Below are 17,839 nucleotides of genomic sequence, written 5' to 3'. Positions count from 1 at the left end.
GCGCCGTTGCGTCGATCCGGCGGAAACCTCAGGCCTCGGCGGCGAGCAGTCCGTCCAGCTCGCGTTCGATCATTTCCAGATCGGGGATCACCGCCATGTCGTCGCGCACCAGCACGTTGGCGCGCACGCCGGGCGGCAGCGCGCTGCCGTCGTGGGTGGGGATGATCAGCTCGGCGTTGAGCGTGGTCAGGCGCGGGAAACCCTGGGTGAGCACGGCGATGAAGGGCAGCTCCGGATTGCCGCCCAGCGCCTTGAGCACGGCCACGCGCACCGCGAGATCCGGATCGCCCTCGCCGGCGCCGGCCAGGCGGGTGAACGACACCAGCGGCACGCGCCAGCCGCGCCAGGCGATGCGGCCGAGCAGCCAGTCCGGCGCGCCTGCCACCGGCTCGGGCGTGGGCAAGGTGATCACTTCGGCGACCGTGGCGTTGGGCAGCAGCAGGCGCAGCTCGCCGGCCGGCACCAGCACGCAGCGGATTTCGCGCGGGAGAGGCTGTTCGCTCATCGGTATTCCTCGATCAGGCGCGCGGCCAACTGCGCCGGCGTGCCGGAAAAATCGGCCAGGTGTTCGGCCAGCACGCTACCGACCATGTCGGCATAGTGCTCGCCCGGGGCGTCTTCCACCCAGATGCGGCCACCGCGGTCGTGCACCGCCTGGCAGCCGGCCACGGCGTCGTTGGCCTGCCCGGCGAACAGGATCGCCAGCGCATCCACGCCGAACACGTTGGCCACGGCGGTGAAGCTGGCGTCGATCGAGGGGCTGCTGGTTGGCACGTCCTGCGCGGGCGCGAGCTGCAGCCTGCCGTCGCGGGTCAGGCGCAGCTGGGCGTCGGGGGGCACCACGACGATCTCGCCGGCGCGCGCGAACTGGCCGCCGACCGCCGCGCGCACCGGCATCGTGCAATGGCGGCCCAGTTCCTGCACCAGTTCCTGCACCGGCCGGCCGCCCAGATGCTGGACGTGCACGATGGGGGCGCGCAAACCCTGCGGCAACGCGCGAAGAAAGTCGGCGACGGACGCGTGACTGCTCGCCGCCGCACCGAGCAGCACCACGCGCGAAAGCCCACCCGAAAGTTCTTCCAGGATCATTTCCCCGCCCATCCCCGGGTCGTACGCGGCGGGCGCGATGGCCTCTTCCAGCGAGACCAGTTCGAGCGACATCACCGGCTCGCCCATGGGCTCGCCGGGCTCGGAATCCGGCGTGAGGAAATCCTGCGCGCTGATCTTCTCGATGCCGAAGTCGGCGGCCGAGGGCCGCGGCGAAGCCGGCGAGGTCGCGACGACGGCATCCTCCTCGACCAGCGACCACTCGTCGGACAGTGTGAAGCGGGCGGCGCTCCCGCCGACGGGTGCCCGGGCGGCGGGTGCCGGCGCGGGCTGATCCGCATCCGGATCGGCCAGACTCGGGCCCTCGGTCGAAAATCGTGCGGCCGACCTGGGCGCAGCCGGTGGTTCGGCGGAGGCCGACGACTCGCTGGCCGCCGAGTCGAGAAAATTGCCATCGTGGAGCGGCGATTCCGGCAGTGGCCGGTCCAGTTCGCCGAGCGCCAGTTCGTCCAGCTCGAAGTCGTCCAGCTCGAAGTCATCCAGGTCATGGACATCCTGCTGGTCGGCGCGCGCGCTGGATGAAAAGCCATCCCCGGCCAGGTCGTCCGGCAGCGGATCGCCGGAAAGCAGTGCCTCGAGCTCGGCTTCCAGCGACTCCGATTCGGCCGCAATCTCGGCCACGTGCGCGTCCGCTGCGGGCTCGACGGACGCCGCCGGCGCAGGCGCATCGACCTCGTGCGGCTGCGGTTCCGGCGGCGGCTCGGCGGCCGGCGGCCGCGGCGGATCGACGTCGCTGCTGGCGAGCACCTTGGCTGCCAGATGGCGTGCCCAGCGCGCGCGCGCCCAGCCGTCCAGCGCACGGGTGGACGCAGCCTCGTTGAACACCACGCGTGGATGATCGCCCTGGATGGATTCGTCCAGGCGATCAAACACCGCGTCGTCCGTTTCGTCGAGGTTGATCACCACCACGTCGGCAGCGACGCGCTCGAGCAGCGCCCGGCTGAGGTCGGTCAGGCTGCCCTCGTGGACGATGCGGGCGCCGCGCTCGTGCAGGGCATCGCGCAGCTGGGCACCGAGCTCCGCGTCGTCGAACAGCAACGCGACGGCCGTTGCCTCAGCCATTGGCCAGCTCCATCGCCCGCTGCTCGAGCACCTCGCCGATCTGCGCCAGCAGTTCGGCTTCCTGGTAGGGCTTGCCGAGGTAGCGGTCCACGCCGATGTCGAACGCGCGCTGGCGATGCTTCTCGCCGGTACGCGAGGTGATCATGATGATCGGCACGTCGCGCAGGCGCGGGTCCGCCTTCATGTGCTCGGCCAGCTCGTAGCCGTCCATGCGCGGCATCTCGATGTCCAGCAGCATCAGGTCCGGCACGCGCTGCTCGTGCAGCTTCTCCAGCGCGTCGACGCCGTCCTTCGCGGTGTTGACCTCGTAATCGTGCCGCTCCAGCACGCGGCCGGTGACCTTGCGCATGGTGATCGAGTCGTCCACCACCATCACCAGCGGCTTGGTGCGGGCTTCCTCGATCATCGGCGTCGACACCGGCACCAGGCCCTCGGCCATGCGCTGTTCGCGGCGGGCGATGCCGTAACGCACCAGCGGGGCGAGATCCAGAATCATCAGCACCGAGCCGTCGCCCATGATGGTGGCGCCGAGCAGGCCCGGCACCGAGCTGATCTGCGGGCCCACCGACTTGACCACGATCTCGCGCGAGCCGATCACCGCGTCGATGCGGATCGCCGCGCGCAGGTCGCCGGCGCGGGTGAGCAGCAGCGGCAGCTGCGGCTCGTCCGCGGCGTAGCTGGCGGTCAGGCCGAGCAATTCGGCCAGGTCGTGGATGCCGTAGTCCTCGCCGTTGTGCAGGAACGAGGGCACGTCGGAGGCCAGGTGGATCGCCAGCTCGTCCGGCGTGATGCGGGCCACGCCCTGCACCGAGGTCATCGGGATGGCGAAGGTGGACTCGCCGATGCGCACCAGGATCGCCTGGGTGACCGCCAGCGTGAACGGCAGGCGCAGCACGAAGGTGGTGCCCTTGCCCGGCTGCGATTCGATCGACAGCGAGCCGCCGAGCTGCTTGATCTCGTTGGCCACCACGTCCATGCCCACGCCGCGACCGGCCAGCTGGGTCACCGAACTGGCGGTGGAGAAGCCCGGCTGGGTGATCAGGGCGAGCAGCTGGTCGTCGCTCGGCCTGGCCTCGGCGCGCAACAGGCCGCGCTCGATGCCCCGCTTGCGCACCGCCTCGCGATCGAGGCCGCGGCCGTCGTCGGTCAGGCGGATCACCACCTCGGTGGCCTCGCGGGCCACGCGGATGCGCACCGCGCCCTCCTCAGGCTTGCCCGCCTTGCGGCGGTCTTCCGGCGACTCGATGCCGTGGGCGATCGCGTTGCGCAGCATGTGCTCGAACGGCGCCTTGATACGGTCGAGCAGGTTGCGGTCCATTTCGCCGTGCGCGCCCTCCACGAACAGCTGGGCACGCTTGCCTTCCTCCTGCGCGGCCTGGCGCAGGGTGCGGCGCAGGTTCGGCACCATCGTGTCGAACGGCAGCATGCGGGTGCGCAGCAGGCCTTCCTGCAGGTCCGAGCTCACGCGCGACTGCTGGATCAGCAGCGTCTCGGACTGGCGGGTGAGCTCGTCGAGCATGTTCTGGATCGACACCAGGTCGGAGACCGACTCGGCCAGCGCACGCGAGTACTGCTGCAGCTGCGAGAAGCGGTCGAGCTCCAGCGGATCGAACACCGCCATGCCCGCCTCGCGATGCTCGCGCTGGAAGCGCGCGATGATCTGCGCCTCGGTCTCGATCTCCAGCATGCGCAGCTGGCTGCGCAGGCGCACCACGGTCTGGTCCAGCTCGACCAGGTTGAAGCGGTAGCCGGCGACCTGCTGCTCCAGCCGCGAGCGATAGATCGCCACCTCGCCGGCGTGGTTCACCAGGTTGTCCAGCAGTTCGGCGCGGACGCGGATCTGTTCCTGCGGCGAGCGCGTCTCGTCGTGGCCTTCGAGCAGTTGTTCGGGCAGCAGTTCGGGCAGTTCGGGCCCGGTCGGTGCCAGATCGCGTGGCTGCACGGTGGCGTCCTCGCGCTCGACCAACGCCTCCTCGCCGGCGAGGGCGAGCAGGTGGTTGATCGTATCCTGCGGGTAGCGGACACCCTTGTTCTGGCTGATCCGCTGCACCAGCGCGTGGAGCCGGTCGAAGCCGGTTTCCAACGCGCCAATCAGGGTCGCGATCTGGGCGCTTTCGCCGGTGATCGGTTTTTCCAGCAGCGTCTCGATCGCGTGGGCGAGGTCGCCCACCGGCACGAAGCCGGCAATCCGCGCACCGCCCTTGAGGGTGTGCAGGTCACGCTGCAACACCGGCACCTGCGCCAGCTCGGCCGGCTCGGCGCGCCACTGGGCCAGCGATTCGTCGGCGTGGTCGAGGATATCGCGTGCCTCTTCGGCAAACACCTCGAGCAAGTCGGGATCGATCTGGCCGCGCCACAGTTCGACGCCTTCGGCCGCCTCGTCCTCCTCCGGCTCCTCGGCCTGATCCTCCGCCACGGCCTGCTCGACGGCCTCATCCGCCGCCGTCGCGGGCAGCTGCGGTGCGTCGGCGTCCAGCGCCTCGACCGGCGACTCCTCGGCCGGCGTGTCGATGCCGGAATCGGCGGCAGCCTCGGGAGACTGCGCGGCCGGTGTCTGCGGCGTGCTGTCGGCAGCCACCGTCGCCGGCTGATCGGCGGCGACCGGCGCGGCGGGTTCGATCGGCGCATCGGCGCCAGGCGCGGCGGCCACGGGCTCGTTGTCCAGCAGGCCGGCGAACATCGCGGCGATGTCGTCCTCGTCGCTTGCCATGGGCGTGGTCGGCGGCGCAGGTGGCTGCGGCAGGGCCGCTCCCTGCTGCTGCGGATCGAATGCGTCCAGCGCCGCCATCATCTCGTCGGCAAGCCGATCGTGATGCTCCTGCTCGACCTGCTGTTCGCGGCGCGCTTCCACCTCGGCCAGGCTCTCGTCCAGCGCGGCGGCGGCCTCGGCATGCGTGTCCTCCGCAGCATCGGCGTCATCGTCGTCGTGCGACTCGAACACGACGTGCGCCACCTGCGGTTCGGGTTGCGCGTCGCGCAGTTCGGTGATGCTGGCGACCAGCGCGTCGACGTCGGGCAGTTGCGGGTCGGCGGCGTCGAACTGCGCCATCACGTGATCGACCACGTCGGCCGAGCGGCCCAGCAGATGCACGCCTTCGGCCGACAGCGGCACGTTGGCCGCGCGCAAGCGCTTGAGCAGGTTCTCCAGTGGCGACAGCAGTTGGGTGAGCAGCGGCATGTCGACCATGGCGATGGCGCCGTGCAGGGTGTGCACGGCGCGCAGCAGCGCGTCCTCGACGCGCAGCTCGGGGTGGCTGCGACCGATGTGTGCGCGGATGGTCTGCAGGTACTGGGCCACCTCGCTGCGCAGGATCTCCAGCAGCACCGAGTCCACCGGCGGCATCACCGGCATGGGCAGGCTTTCGGCCGGCTCCACCGGCTCCGCTGCGGTCGCCCCGGCGGTGTTCGCCAGAGTGGCTGCAGGCACGCTGGCACTGGCGGTGTCGAAACGCGGCACGCGACGGCGCACGATGCGGCGCACGGTTTCGGTGGCCCCGGTGGTCAGTTCCGCGATGTCGGCCTGCTCGCCCGCGGCCAGGCGGTCGGCGGTCTGCATGATCGCGCCGAGCGGGGCGTCGGGCGTGCCTTCGTCGCGCAGCGCGGTTAGCAGTTGCGGCAGCGTGGCAATGGCGTGGCCCACCAGCGCCTGCACGCCGTGGTGCGGCTCGATGCTCTGGTCGAGCACCCGGTTGAGCATGTTCTCCACGCGCCAGGCGAACTCGCCCAGCGTGCTGGCGCCGACCAGGCGGCCGGAGCCCTTGAGCGTGTGGAACGAGCGGCGGATCGGCGTGAGCGCCGCAATCTGCGCCGGATCGGCCAGCCACGCCTGTTCGGCCCGCTGCAGGTTGTCGATCTCTTCCTGCATTTCTTCCAGGAAGATTTCGCGGATGTCGTCGTCGATGCCGTCGGTGGAATCCTGGAAACCGGCTTTCGCCGCCAGCGGATCGGCAATGGGACGCTGCTCGACCACTTCCTCTTCGATCTCGATCCAGTCCCCGTCGCCCCCGGCCGCGTCGGCGGCGTCGGCGTGCTGGTCGACCGTCTCGGCCAGATGCAGGCCGGCCATGTCCTCGGCGGCGTCGGCCAGCGCCGGCGCCTCGCCGATCATCAGGCTGCCGAGATCCTCGCCGGCCCCCACACGGACCGATTCGGACAGTTCCGGCTGGGCCGCCAGCTCCTCGTCGAGCCCCGCCAGCGCGTGGGTAGGCACGTCGAGCCGTGCGTCCGGACCGGGCTCCGGCTCGGCCAAGGGCGCGCGGGCGGCAGGTACCGGCCAGTAGCCGAGCAGCGACAGGCTGTGCTCGGCGACGTCGAGGATGTGTTCCAGTCCGCCCCGGTGCTCGCGCGCGGCATCGAGGTAGTACTCCAGTGCGGCCAGCGCGTCGGCGAGATGGTCCATCTGGGCGCTGCTGGGTACCCGGCGGTCCGCCAGCAACTCGTTGCCGATGAACCGGCCGATGCCCTCGGCCAGCTCGGCCGGGCGCGTGCTCGCCAGCATGCGCATGGCGCCGGCGACCTCCTCCATCTGACCGGGCGCGTCCTTGAGGTGATGGTGCTGCCAGGCGGACTCGACGAAGCCGACGATCGCGTCCTTGACGCGATTGGTGCTGACGCTGGCCTCCTGCATCAAGGTGGCCATGATGTGGCGCGCTTCGCTGCGCGGCAGCGCCGGCGTGACGCCCCGCTCGGCCGCCGGCTCTTCGCTGCTGCCGAGGCTCTCGATATGGTCGTCCAGCGAGGCCTCCACGTAGAGCAGGGCTCCGGCCACTTCCAGCAGCGCATCGTCTTCCGGCGCACGCATGCGGCTGGCGATCTCGTCGAGGATGCGGCGCTGCTCATTGATCACCCGGCGCGGCACGCTCAGCGCCAGCATGCCCAGCGTGTCGCCGACGCGTTCGAGCACCTCGCTCTGCGCGGCGAGCTGGGACGGGTCGGCATCGCTCTGGCGCAGGAACAGATCCAGCGCCTCCTTCACACGCAGCATGTCGTCCTTCAGTGCACGCGAGACGGAGTCGAGCAGGGCGCGGTTGTGTCCGGCCATCGAGCCGCGGGCGTGTTCCAGCTCCGCCGCGTCGGGCAGCAGGCTGTCCAGCGCATAGGTTTCGCGCAGCAGTTGCATCTGCGGACTGCGTTGCCCGGCCTGCGCCACGATGAAGAGCAGCTTGCGGGCCAGATCGTCCGCATCGCCTCCACGCAGGCTCTCCTCGCCGTGCTCGAGCATCTGGCGGATGCTGCGGTCGACCTTGCCGATCAGCTGGCGAACTTCGGCGGCCTGCGACTTGAGATGACCCTGTTCGAGCCCCTCCAGCGCGCCGGCGGCAATCCACCAGAGTCGGCGACCGGGGGTGCTGTGGCAGCAGCCGGCGATCGCGTTGAGCGTATCGCGCATGCCCAGCAGTTGCCGGTCGGTGTCCTGCCCGCGGAACCAGGCCAGCAACTGCTGCTGGAATCGCAGGCGCAGATCGGCCACGCGGGAACGATGCGCGTGTGCCTCGGCCTCGGTCACCGCCGGCGGAGCCTGCGGCGGCAGGGGCGCATCCAGGCGCGGGTTGAACAGCGCCACTTCGGTCAGTGCCGCCATCTTGCGGCTGGCACGCAGCTCGTTGAGCAGCGGCAGCAGCACCACCGGCACGTCGCGGTGACCGCTGGACAGGCGCTCGAGGTAGTCGGGCAGCTGCATCAGGCCGCGCATCAGCGAGGCGTAGGCCTCTTCGCGCTGCGGCACATGGTCCTCGAGCAGCGCGATGGCCAGCGTCTCCATCTCGTCGGCGACCATGGCGGCGCCGTACAGCTCGACCATCTGCAGCGTGCCGTGCACCTGATGCAGGCTGTCGGCGCACGAACGCATCGCATCCCGATTGCCCGGGTTGTCGACGTAGGATTCCAGCGCGTCGCGGGCGGCGGCCAGGGTCTCGTCGAGCTCCGGCTTGACCCACTGCAGGGTGGTGAAATCGATGTGGTCTTGAAGTCTCATGCGCCCCTCACTGCGGCTGCGCCAAACTGCCTGGCGCAACCGTCGAGGTTGCCCCCTGTCATGTAAGCCTGTGTCAACCCGGCAGCTTGAAGTGCGCCACCGAACGGCGCAGATCGCTGGCCAACTGTGCCAGGTAACCGATCGAATCGGCCGTCTGGCTTGCACCCTGCGACGTCTGCGAGGTGATTTCCTGGATCGCGTTCATCGATTGGGAAATGTCCGTCGCGGCCGCCGACTGCTGGCGTGCTGCAGTGGAGATGTTCTGGATCAGCGCGGACAGGTCGTGCGACACGCGTTCGATGTCGCCCAGCGCGCTGCCGGCATCCTCGGCCTTGCGGGCTCCGGACACCACCTCGGCGGTGGTCTGCTCCATCGAGCTCACCGCCTCGTTGGTATCGGACTGAATCGCCTGCACCAGCGTCTCGATGCGCTTGGTCGCGCTCGCCGAGCGCTCGGCGAGGCGCTGCACTTCGTCCGCCACCACCGCGAAGCCGCGACCGGCCTCACCGGCCGATGCGGCCTGGATGGCGGCATTCAGGGCGAGGATGTTGGTCTGCTCGGCGATGTCGTTGATCAGTTCCACGATCGAGCCGATTTCCTGCGAGGACTCGCCCAGCCGCTTGATGCGCTTGGAGGTCTCCTGGATCTGGTCGCGGATCGAGTCCATGCCGGAGATGGTTTCACGCACCACTTCGGCACCGCGCGAGGCGATCTGCACCGAGCGCTCGGCCACGTCGGCCGATTCGGCCGAATCCTTCGACACGTTGTCCATCGAACTGGCGATCTGGTTGATCGCCGAGGTCGCGGTACTGATGCGCTGCGCCTGCGCCTGCGCCGATTCGGCCAGCTGGCGGGCGGTGGTCTGGGTTTCCTGCGCCGACGAGGACACCTGCTCGGAGGTCTCGTTGATGGTGGTCACCAGGGTGCGCAACTCGTCGATGGCGTAGTTCACCGAGTCGGCGATGGCGCCGGTGATGTCCTCCGACACCGTGGTCTTCACGGTGAGGTCGCCTTCGGCGAGCGAGCCCATTTCGTCCAGCAGGCGCATGATCGCCTCCTGGTTGCGCTGGTTCAGCTCGGCCGAGTCCTGGAAGCGCTTGCGCTGGTCGCGCACCAGCGTGAACACCAGCAGCAGGGCGAAGGCTACTGTGCCGATCGCGCCGATGATGCCCCACCACAGGTTCGGGAACAGGCGCCGCAGCGGCAGCTTGCCGATCTGGTCGGCCAGTTCGTTGGCGCGCAGCAGCACGTTCTGCGAGTCCAGCGAGGCTTGGTTGGCGGCGCGCTTCACGTCGGCGATGTTGCCGGCGGCGCTGACCAGCTTGGCCACGGGGTCGGCCAGGCTGTCCCAGTTCGTGCGCATGTCGCCGAGGATCTTCTGCGCATTGGCGTCGTTCATCGCGCGGATGCCGGCGGCGCTGTCGCCCTCGCTCAGGCCCTTCAGCACGGTGCCGTAAAGCTGCGCGTCGCGGGCCAGGCCGTCGGCCGCGGACTGGGCCGAATCGCCGCCCTGCAGCACCTCCTGCACGCGGCGGATCATGCGGTCGGCCACCAGCATCTGGCGCGACGAGTTCAGCATCTGATCGGCGCTGCCGCTGCGTTGCTGCAGGATGTTGACCACCTGCTCGGTGCTGGAGTTGAGCAGCGGAATCTGTTTGGCCAGGGTGTCCGCGCGACTGGCCGAGTCCAGCACCACCGACTTGTTCGACAGGATCTTGCCGATGTCGCCGTCGAGCTGCGCCCAGGCATTGTCAAGCGCGGTGACGGCGCGACCGGCAGGCGAGGCGTTGTTGTCGCCGTACGCCTGCATGCCACCCTTGGGATCGCCCCTGGTCAGCTTCTGCACCGCCGCGTCGATCGCGTTGCGCGTACCGGCCAGCTCCCGGAACGAGTTGACGTTGCCATTCGCCGACTCGATCGCGTACTTCGCGGTCTGCTGCGACAACACCTGGATTTGCGTGGTCAGCGCCACGGCCTGGCGATCCTCGGCGTTCTTCTGGTTGAGAAGGACGAAGTCCAGTGCCGCGAAACCGATCGAGATCAGCAGCAGAACGATCAGGCCGGTATAGCCCCGCTCTTTGCCGACGCCCCCTGTAGTGCTCATGTTCACCTCACCCTTCCACAACCTTGGGACCATGCGCCGGCATCGCCGGGCACACCATCCGTGACTTGCCGCCCCTGTTTCCGGTCCGAACCCGGCACCGGCCCTGCCTCAGTGACTGCCGGACGTCAGGCCGCGGCCTGACGGAAATCCGGGGCACGCACCAGCTTGCCCATGCTGAACAGGGCCAGCTTCTGCTCGCCCACCCGATCGTCGACAAAGCGCGCCAGGCGCGGATCGTCTTCCGGCTCCGCCTCCCGTCGCTGCTGCTCGTCGATCGTGCGCTGGCCAAACACCTCGTCCACCATCAACGCCACGCTGCCGCCGCTCTGGCGAACCATCAGCAGGCGGGCCCGCTCGCCGGGCTGGGTACGCACGCCGAACAGGAAGCGGCCGAGGTCGATCACCGGCACCAGGTTGCCGCGCACGTTGGCCACGCCCAGCAGCCACGGCAAGGTGCCCGGAACCGGGGTCAGCGTCGGCACGGCGAGCAGTTCGTTGATCTCGTCGATGCTGCTGACGAACAGCCGCGAGCCGACGCGGTAACCGATGCCGCGCCACAGTCCCGGCGCCTCCAGCGTCTGGCGCGTGTCCGATGCGTGGGCAAGCGAAATGCGCTCGTAGCGGGCGAGCACCTCGAAGGGCGAGAGATTCACCGCCTCGCTCATGCCGCGCTCGGCAACAGATCGTTGATGCACGCCAACAGTTCTTTTTCCTTCACCGGCTTGGTGATGAAGGCGCGCGCGCCCTGGCGCAGTCCCCAGACACGGTCGGTTTCCATCGACTTGGTGGTGATCATCACGATCGGCACGGCCGCCGTGACCGGATCGCGGGTCAGCATGCGCGTGGCCTGGAAGCCGTTCATGCCGGGCATGATCACGTCCATGATCACCAGGTCGGGCAGGTCGGCGCGCACGCGCTCGACGCCCTCCTCGGCCGAACTCACGGCGGACACGGCATGACCGGCCGCTTCGAGCAACGTGGTGAACACCCGCACGTCGGTGGGCGAATCGTCGATGATGAGAATCTTTGCCACAGGCCTCCCCTCAGACGCCGCAGTCACGGAATTCAGGCAACCGTGCCCACATGGCGATGTATGGCTCCCAGCAGTTCGTCGCGCGTGAACGGCTTGGTGAGATATTGCTCGGCGCCGACGATGCGGCCGCGGGCCTTGTCGAACAGGCCGTCCTTCGAGCTCAGCATGATGACCGGGGTGGCCCGGAACAGGGGATTGTTCTTGATCAGCGCGCAGGTCTGATAACCGTCCAGCCGCGGCATCATGATGTCGACGAAGATGATCGAGGGTTTCTGGTCGGAGATCTTCGCCAGCGCCTCGAAGCCATCGACGGCGGTCAGCACGTCGCAACCCTCCTTCTTCAGCAAGGTCTCGGCGGTGCGCCGGATGGTCTTGGAGTCATCGATGACCATGACCTTCAGGCCGGCCAATCCGTTTGCGCTCACGTTCAAGTTCACTCAACCCCCTGTGGCCCGCCCCAGGCTCAGGTGAAGCACGGGCCGTATCCGGCGTGATTGCCTGGCGCAGCCCGTGCAGATGAAAAGAATCCCGCTTTTGTCTTGTTAGAGACGCTTTTTTCGGATGGCGTCTTCAGCCGTTGCTGTTTACCGCTTGCCCCACGGTCCGTCAAGACAAAATGAAGCGGGGTGCCGACTGTGCCGCCCTTCCACAAGGATGTCGGCCGCCGTGCCGCACACTTGATTGCCCGCCCGGGTTGCAGCGCCTTGCCGGGCAGCGTGCGCTCGGCCAACATCACGGTTTACCCGGCTGTCGGGCAGCCGCCTCGCGACTCCGACGCCGCTCCCCTACCCCGCCCCGGAGAATCCCATGCCGCTCTCGGTTGCCGTGCTGATGGACCCCATCGGCGCCATCAAGATCGTCAAGGACACCACCTTCGCGATGCTGCTGGAAGCGCAGCGCCGCGGCCATTCGCTGTCCTACATGGAACAGGGCGACCTGGCCCTGCGCGACGGCACGCCGTGGGCTAGGCTCGCGCCGCTGACCGTCAAGGACGACCCGTCCGGCTGGTTCAGCCTCGACGAGGCCTGCTGGCAGGACCTGCGCGAGCTCGACGTGGTGCTGATGCGCAAGGATCCGCCGGTGGACCAGCAGTTCCTCTACGACACCATGGTGCTGGAGGCCGCGCAGCGCCACGGCGTGCAGGTGGTCAACGATCCGCGCGCGCTGCGCGACTGCAACGAGAAGCTGTTCACCCTGCACTTTCCCCAGTGCATGGCGCCGACCCTGGTCGCCCGCGACCCGGCGGAACTGCGCCGCTTCGTCGACGAACACGGCGAGGTGGTGCTCAAGCCGCTGGACGGCATGGGCGGACGCGGCATCTTCCGGGTCAGGGCCGGCGACGCCAACCTCAACTCGATGCTGGAAACCCTGCTCGGCGGCGATCCGCACGGCCAGGGCCGGCAGTTCGCGATGGCGCAGAAGTTCATCCCGCAGATCAGCGCCGGCGACAAGCGCGTGCTGCTGGTCGACGGCGAACCGGTGCCCCATGCGCTGGCGCGCATTCCGCAGGGCGGCGAATTCCGCGGCAACCTCGCCGCCGGCGGCCGCGGCCAGGGCGTGCCGCTGTCCGACCGCGACCGCTGGATCGCCGCCGAGGTGGGGCCGGAGCTGGTCCGGCGCGGGCTGCGTTTCGTGGGGCTGGACGTGATCGGCGACTACCTGACCGAGATCAACGTCACATCGCCGACCTGCGTGCGCGAGCTCGATGCGCAATTCGGACTTAACATCGCCGGCACCCTGTTCGATGCGATCGAACGCAGCGCCACCGGAACCCGTGTCTAAGTGAGCAACGCCGTCCCGCCACCCCGCAGCCCCGACATGATCGGGGCGACCATGCTGTTTTCGCTGCTGTTCCACGGCGTGCTGCTGCTCGGCATCACGTTCGAGTTCGTCAAGCCGAAGTCGGGCCTGCCCACGCTGGACGTGACCCTGGTCAACGTGGCCAACCAGCAGGCGCCGGACAAGGCCGACTTCCTGGCGCAGGCCAACAACCGCGGCGGCGGCGATCGCGACCGCGCCGCGCGACCCTCCAACCTCTTCAGCGGCCCCTTGCCCAAGCCCACGCCCGGCATCGCCGCCCGCCGCGTCGAAGCCAGCACGCCGGCACCGCAGCCGCCGACCCCGCAGCGCCTCGTCACCACCCGCGGCGACAGCCGCTTCAGCGTCGAGGCCACTACCGGCAAGCCCGAGGTGACCAGCGATCCGGACGACCGCGCCGCCGAGCTGCGCCGCGAGCAGGAGATCGCCCAGCTGGCCGCCGAACTGCGCCACAGCAACGAGGCCTACGCCAAGCGCCCGAAGAAAAAGTACATCTCCGCCAACACTCGCGAATACGCCTACGCCGCGTACATGCGCGGCTGGTCGGACCGGGTCGAGCGCATCGGCAACCTGAACTACCCCGAGCAGGCCCGCCGCCTGCAACTGCACGGCGAGCTGCTGCTCACCGTGGGCCTCGACCGCGATGGCGGCATCCACAGCATCGAGGTGATCAAGAGCTCCGGCTCGCCGCTGCTGGACGCGGCGGCCAAACGCATCGTGCGGCTGGCCGCGCCGTTTCCGCCGATTCCCCGCGGCAGGGGCGTGGACGAGTTGTACATCACCCGCACCTGGCAGTTCCTGCCCGGCGACATCCTGCGCAACAAGTAGCCTGCCCGCCTGCAGGCGGGCAGGCATCCGGCCGCGGGACTACAATACGGCAATGCGCGTTTCCCTTCCCTCCTCCCTGACAGGGCATTTCCTCATCGCCATGCCCAGCCTTGCCGCCACGCCGTTCTCGCGCGGCGTGGCGCTGCTTTGCCAGCACGACGAGGACGGCGCCGTCGGCCTGCTGGTCAACCAGCTGTCCGAGTACCGGATGGGCGACATCCTCGGCCAGATGAGGCTGGACTGCACCGACCCCGAACTGGCCGACGCGCCGGTGCTGATCGGCGGCCCGATGCAGCAGGAGCGTGGCTTCGTCCTGCACCGCGAGCACGGTCATTGGGAGTCCAGTTTCCGCGTGAACGACATGTGGTCGATCACCAGTTCGCGCGACATCCTGGGGGCGATGGCCACAGGCGAGGGGCCGCGCCAGGCGCTGCTGGTGCTGGGCTATTCCGGCTGGGGCGCCGGCCAGCTCGAACAGGAGCTCAAGGACAACAGCTGGCTGACCGTGGAAGCCAACGACCGCATCATCTTCGACACGCCGCTGGAGGAGCGCTGGAGCGCCGCCGCCGGCCTGATGGGGCTCGACCCGATGCAGCTGCCCGGCTACGCGGGCCACGCATGAGCCAGCACTCGTGAGTCCGGGCCGATGAGCTGCGTGCTGGGCTTCGACGTCGGCAGCAGGCTGATCGGCGTGGCGGTCGGCAACCGGATTACCCAAAGCGCCCGCGCGCTCGCCACCGTCGCCATGCGCGACGGCCAGCCGGACTGGCCGGCGCTGGATCGCCTGCACCGCGAATGGTTGCCGCAGACCCTGGTGGTCGGCCTGCCGCTGACCCTCGACGGCGCCGAGCAGCCGGCCAGCAGGCTGGCGCGCCGCTTCGCCGACGGGCTCAGGCAGCGCTACGGTACCGTGCCGGTGCTGATCGACGAGCGCCACAGCTCGCGCGAAGCGGCCGAACGCTTCGCCGATGCGCGTGCGGCCGGCCTGCGGCGGCGGCGCGACGGCGCGCAGATCGATGCCGAGGCCGCCGCCGTGATCCTCGAACGCTGGCTGGCCGCGGCCGACCACAACCAGCCATCCCTTTCATCCAAGCCCACCGCCGAGTCGCCATGAGCCCACGCCTGCGCCACCTCACCACGCTCGAACACCTGCCGCGCGAGACCATCGAGCGCCTGCTCGACCGCGCCATGGCCATGCGCGACGCCTGCGCCCACGGCACGCGCAAGATCGACCTGCTGACCGGCCGCACCGTGCTGAACCTGTTCTTCGAACCCTCCACGCGCACGCGCACCTCGTTCGAGCTGGCGGCGCGGCGGCTGGGCGCGGACGTGGTCAATTTCGACATCGGCTTCTCCTCGGCCAACAAGGGCGAGGAGCTGTACGACACGCTGCACACGCTCGAGGCGATGCACCTGGACGCGATCATCGTGCGGCACAAGGCGTCCGGCACGCCCGACGAGCTGGTGCGCCACGCGATGAGCGGCGTGTCGGTGATCAACGCCGGCGACGGCAACCGCGCCCACCCCACCCAGGGCCTGCTCGACGCCCTCACCATCCGCCAGCACCGGCCGGACTTCGAGAACCTGGCCGTCACCATCTGCGGCGACGTGAAGCACTCGCGCGTGGCCCGCTCGGACGTGCACGCGCTGAGCGCACTGGGCGTGCGCGACATCCGCCTGTGCGGCCCGGCCTCGCTGATGCCGGACGCCGGGGAGTTTGCGCAGTGCCGCTTCGTCGAGGATTTCAGCCAGGCCATCGAGGGTGCCGACGCGGTCATCATGCTGCGCCTGCAGAAGGAGCGCATGGCGCAGACCGAGCTGCCCGACGAGGCCGCCTACTTCCGCCAGTACGGGCTGGACAGCGCCCGCCTGGCCAGGGCACGCAAGGGCTGCCTGGTGATGCACCCCGGTCCGATCAACCGCGGCATCGAGATCGCCTCGGAGGTGGCCGACGGCGCGCAGTCGCGCATCCTGGAACAAGTGGGCAACGGCGTGTTCGTGCGCATGGCCGTGCTCGGCGAACTGCTCGCCCGCTGACCCTCGGCGGCGCGGCATCACTGGCGGCATAATGGCCGCTGCTACACCACTCAATGGGGAACATTATGCGACCGATGAAGCGCGCGCTGGCGCTCGGCGTGGCCGGCATCCTGCTGGCTGCCTGCAGCCACAAGGACAAGGATGCACCGTTGGCTTTCGTCCCGGCGGACACGCCGTACGTGGCGGCCAATCTCGACGTACTGGACGACGACACCCGCGCGGCACTGTTCGCCCAGGCCAACGCCCAGCTTCCGGCGCAGGTCGCGCAGATGAAGGCTGCGGCCGACGAGCTGAAGGCGAAGGATCCGGATACCGCCAACCTGCTGCGCGCGTTCGCCGGCGAGTTCGACGGCAAGACCGTGGAGCAGTTCGCCCAGAACGCCGGCCTCGACGTGAAGGGCCATTCGGCGTTCTACGGCCTGGGCCTGGCCCCGGTCGCCCGCTTCCAGCTGAGTGATCCGGCCGCGTTCGACGCCTTCGTCGGCCGCCTGGAAACCGCCTATGGCAAGCCGCTCGATACCGCCAGGCTCGGCGACGTGAGCTATCGCCGCCACGTCTCCACCGCGACGGGCACCGAGGTCGTGCTCGCCGTGGTCGGCAAGCAGGCCGTCGCCGCGCTGTTGCCGGCCGATGCCTCCGATGCGCTGCTGCGCCAGGCGCTGGGCCTGGATCGTCCGGCCAGGAGTCTGCAGGACGACGGCCGGCTGCAAAAGCTGGCCGAGGCCAAGGGCTACGGCAAGCAGGCCGTGGGCCTGGTCGACCTGAGTCGCCTGCTGCCGCTGATCGCCGGCGGCAAGGATCCGCTGTTCCTGGCCATGTTCAAGGCGCACGCGCAGGCCGAATCGGCCAAGACCGGCGAGCCGGTGGCCAACCAGATGCAGATTCCCGCCACGTGCGCCACCGATGCCGCCCGCATCGCCGCGCGCGTGCCTACGCTGAGCTTCGGCTACACCCGGCTCGACGCCACGCACCAGGACATGCGCCTGGACGTGGCGATGGCCAGCGACATCACCCAGGCCTTTGCCGGCCTGAAAGTCGCCCTGCCGGGCCTCGGCACCGACGCCACGGCACCGTTCGACATGAGCCTGGCGCTGCCGGTGACCGAATTGCGGACATTCTGGTCGGCGCAGGCCGATGCGGTCGCCGCCAAGCCATTCAGCTGCCCGGCGCTGGCCGACCTCAACGACGGCTTCGCCAAGCTCGGCCCGGCCATGCAGAAGGCGGCGATTCCGCCGTTCGGCGACCTGCTCGGCCTGCGCATCGCGCTGGACAGCTTCGATGCCGGCACCGGCCAGGGCATGCCCAGCTTCACCGGACGCATCGTGCTGGGCACCAACAACCCCGCCGGCCTGCTGGCGATGGGCCAGATGATGACCCCGGCGCTGGCCCAGCTGAAGGTCACCGCCGATGGCAAGCCGGTCGCGCTGCCGCCCGACCTCGCCAGGATGATCGGCCAGCCCGCCTGGGTGGCGATGGGCGAGAAGGCGCTGGCGCTGGCGATCGGCCCCGGCGAGGACGCCAGGCTCGCCGACACGCTGAAGGAGCCGGGTGGCGACGCCGGCCGCATGATGCGCCTGCACCTGGACGGCGCCATGTACCGGAGCTGGATCAAGCTGATGATGGACAAGGCCGACAGCCTGGCCGCGATGAGCGCCGCGATGGGCCACGGCGACGCCCCGGGGAGTACCCCGGCCGCCGCCGGGAAGGAAGCCGCGACTCGCACGCATGCCCAGTTCCAGGCCATGCAGGCGCAGGCCGCGCGGATCGAGGCGGTGGGGTCGGAGGCGCACGTGGACGCCAACGGCCTGGTGATCACCAGCCAGACCAAACTCAAATAAGCCAGTCTGCAGGTACGACCGCGGAGGGGCGCCATCGG

Annotated in this window: 13 protein-coding genes; 6 read left to right on the top strand and 7 right to left on the bottom strand. The window is 69.4% G+C overall.

Translation table 11 applies throughout. From position 1 onward, the window contains the following. Positions 1-28: 28 nt before the first annotated feature. From ACO2Q2_RS03450 to pilG, 7 genes are all read right to left on the bottom strand, one after another. Positions 29-505 carry a chemotaxis protein CheW gene (locus ACO2Q2_RS03450; protein ID WP_423254373.1) on the bottom strand — a complete coding sequence of 159 codons (477 nt, stop codon included), beginning with the start codon at positions 503-505 and terminating at the stop codon, positions 29-31. Beyond that, positions 502-2,169, bottom strand: coding sequence for a chemotaxis protein CheB (locus ACO2Q2_RS03445; RefSeq protein ID WP_423254372.1), 1,668 nt, complete (start codon positions 2,167-2,169; stop codon positions 502-504). Before ACO2Q2_RS03445 ends, ACO2Q2_RS03450 begins: the two co-directional genes overlap by 4 nt. Beyond that, the gene (locus ACO2Q2_RS03440; RefSeq protein ID WP_423254371.1) at positions 2,162-8,143 is read right to left on the bottom strand and encodes an Hpt domain-containing protein; all 5,982 of its coding nucleotides are present in this window, start codon (positions 8,141-8,143) and stop codon (positions 2,162-2,164) included. The genes ACO2Q2_RS03445 and ACO2Q2_RS03440 overlap by 8 nt, the downstream gene beginning before the upstream one ends. Positions 8,144-8,216: 73 nt before the next feature. Continuing rightward, positions 8,217-10,247 (bottom strand): methyl-accepting chemotaxis protein, encoded by a 2,031-nt coding sequence (locus ACO2Q2_RS03435; protein ID WP_423254370.1) that lies wholly within the window; start codon positions 10,245-10,247, stop codon positions 8,217-8,219. A 125-nt stretch (positions 10,248-10,372) separates the two neighbouring features. Further along, complete coding sequence (locus ACO2Q2_RS03430) at positions 10,373-10,912, bottom strand: chemotaxis protein CheW (protein WP_423254468.1); 540 nt, start codon at positions 10,910-10,912, stop codon at positions 10,373-10,375. Continuing rightward, positions 10,909-11,280 (bottom strand): response regulator, encoded by a 372-nt coding sequence (locus ACO2Q2_RS03425; RefSeq protein ID WP_423254369.1) that lies wholly within the window; start codon positions 11,278-11,280, stop codon positions 10,909-10,911. The genes ACO2Q2_RS03430 and ACO2Q2_RS03425 overlap by 4 nt, the downstream gene beginning before the upstream one ends. Positions 11,281-11,312: 32 nt before the next feature. Then, entirely contained in the window at positions 11,313-11,672 is a 360-nt protein-coding gene (gene pilG / locus ACO2Q2_RS03420; protein WP_423254467.1) for a twitching motility response regulator PilG, read from the bottom strand. A 415-nt stretch (positions 11,673-12,087) separates the two neighbouring features. Here pilG and gshB point away from each other — a divergent pair, with 415 nt between their 5' ends. The 6 genes from gshB (at position 12,088) to ACO2Q2_RS03390 (ending at position 17,801) form a co-directional block, all read left to right on the top strand. Continuing rightward, complete coding sequence (gene gshB / locus ACO2Q2_RS03415; protein ID WP_423254368.1) at positions 12,088-13,062, top strand: glutathione synthase; 975 nt, start codon at positions 12,088-12,090, stop codon at positions 13,060-13,062. A 36-nt stretch (positions 13,063-13,098) separates the two neighbouring features. Continuing rightward, positions 13,099-13,926, top strand: a complete 828-nt coding sequence (locus tag ACO2Q2_RS03410) for an energy transducer TonB (protein WP_423254367.1) — start codon at positions 13,099-13,101, stop codon at positions 13,924-13,926. A gap of 52 nt (positions 13,927-13,978) precedes the next feature. Beyond that, positions 13,979-14,548, top strand: coding sequence for a YqgE/AlgH family protein (locus ACO2Q2_RS03405; RefSeq protein WP_423254366.1), 570 nt, complete (start codon positions 13,979-13,981; stop codon positions 14,546-14,548). Between the two features lie 24 nt (positions 14,549-14,572). Then, positions 14,573-15,040: a Holliday junction resolvase RuvX gene (ruvX, locus tag ACO2Q2_RS03400; RefSeq protein WP_423254365.1), complete on the top strand. Its 468-nt coding sequence runs from the start codon at positions 14,573-14,575 to the stop codon at positions 15,038-15,040. Then, entirely contained in the window at positions 15,037-15,963 is a 927-nt protein-coding gene (locus ACO2Q2_RS03395; RefSeq protein WP_423254364.1) for an aspartate carbamoyltransferase catalytic subunit, read from the top strand. Before ruvX ends, ACO2Q2_RS03395 begins: the two co-directional genes overlap by 4 nt. Before the next feature lie 65 nt (positions 15,964-16,028). Next, entirely contained in the window at positions 16,029-17,801 is a 1,773-nt protein-coding gene (locus ACO2Q2_RS03390) for a hypothetical protein (protein WP_423254363.1), read from the top strand. Positions 17,802-17,839 lie beyond the last annotated feature (38 nt).

This window comes from Dyella sp. KRB-257 (assembly GCF_049445995.1).
In the GTDB taxonomy this organism is placed as follows: Bacteria; Pseudomonadota; Gammaproteobacteria; order Xanthomonadales; family Rhodanobacteraceae; genus Dyella_A.
The sequence above is the reverse complement of the archived record's forward strand: the minus strand, read 5'-3'. Positions and strand labels throughout refer to the sequence as shown.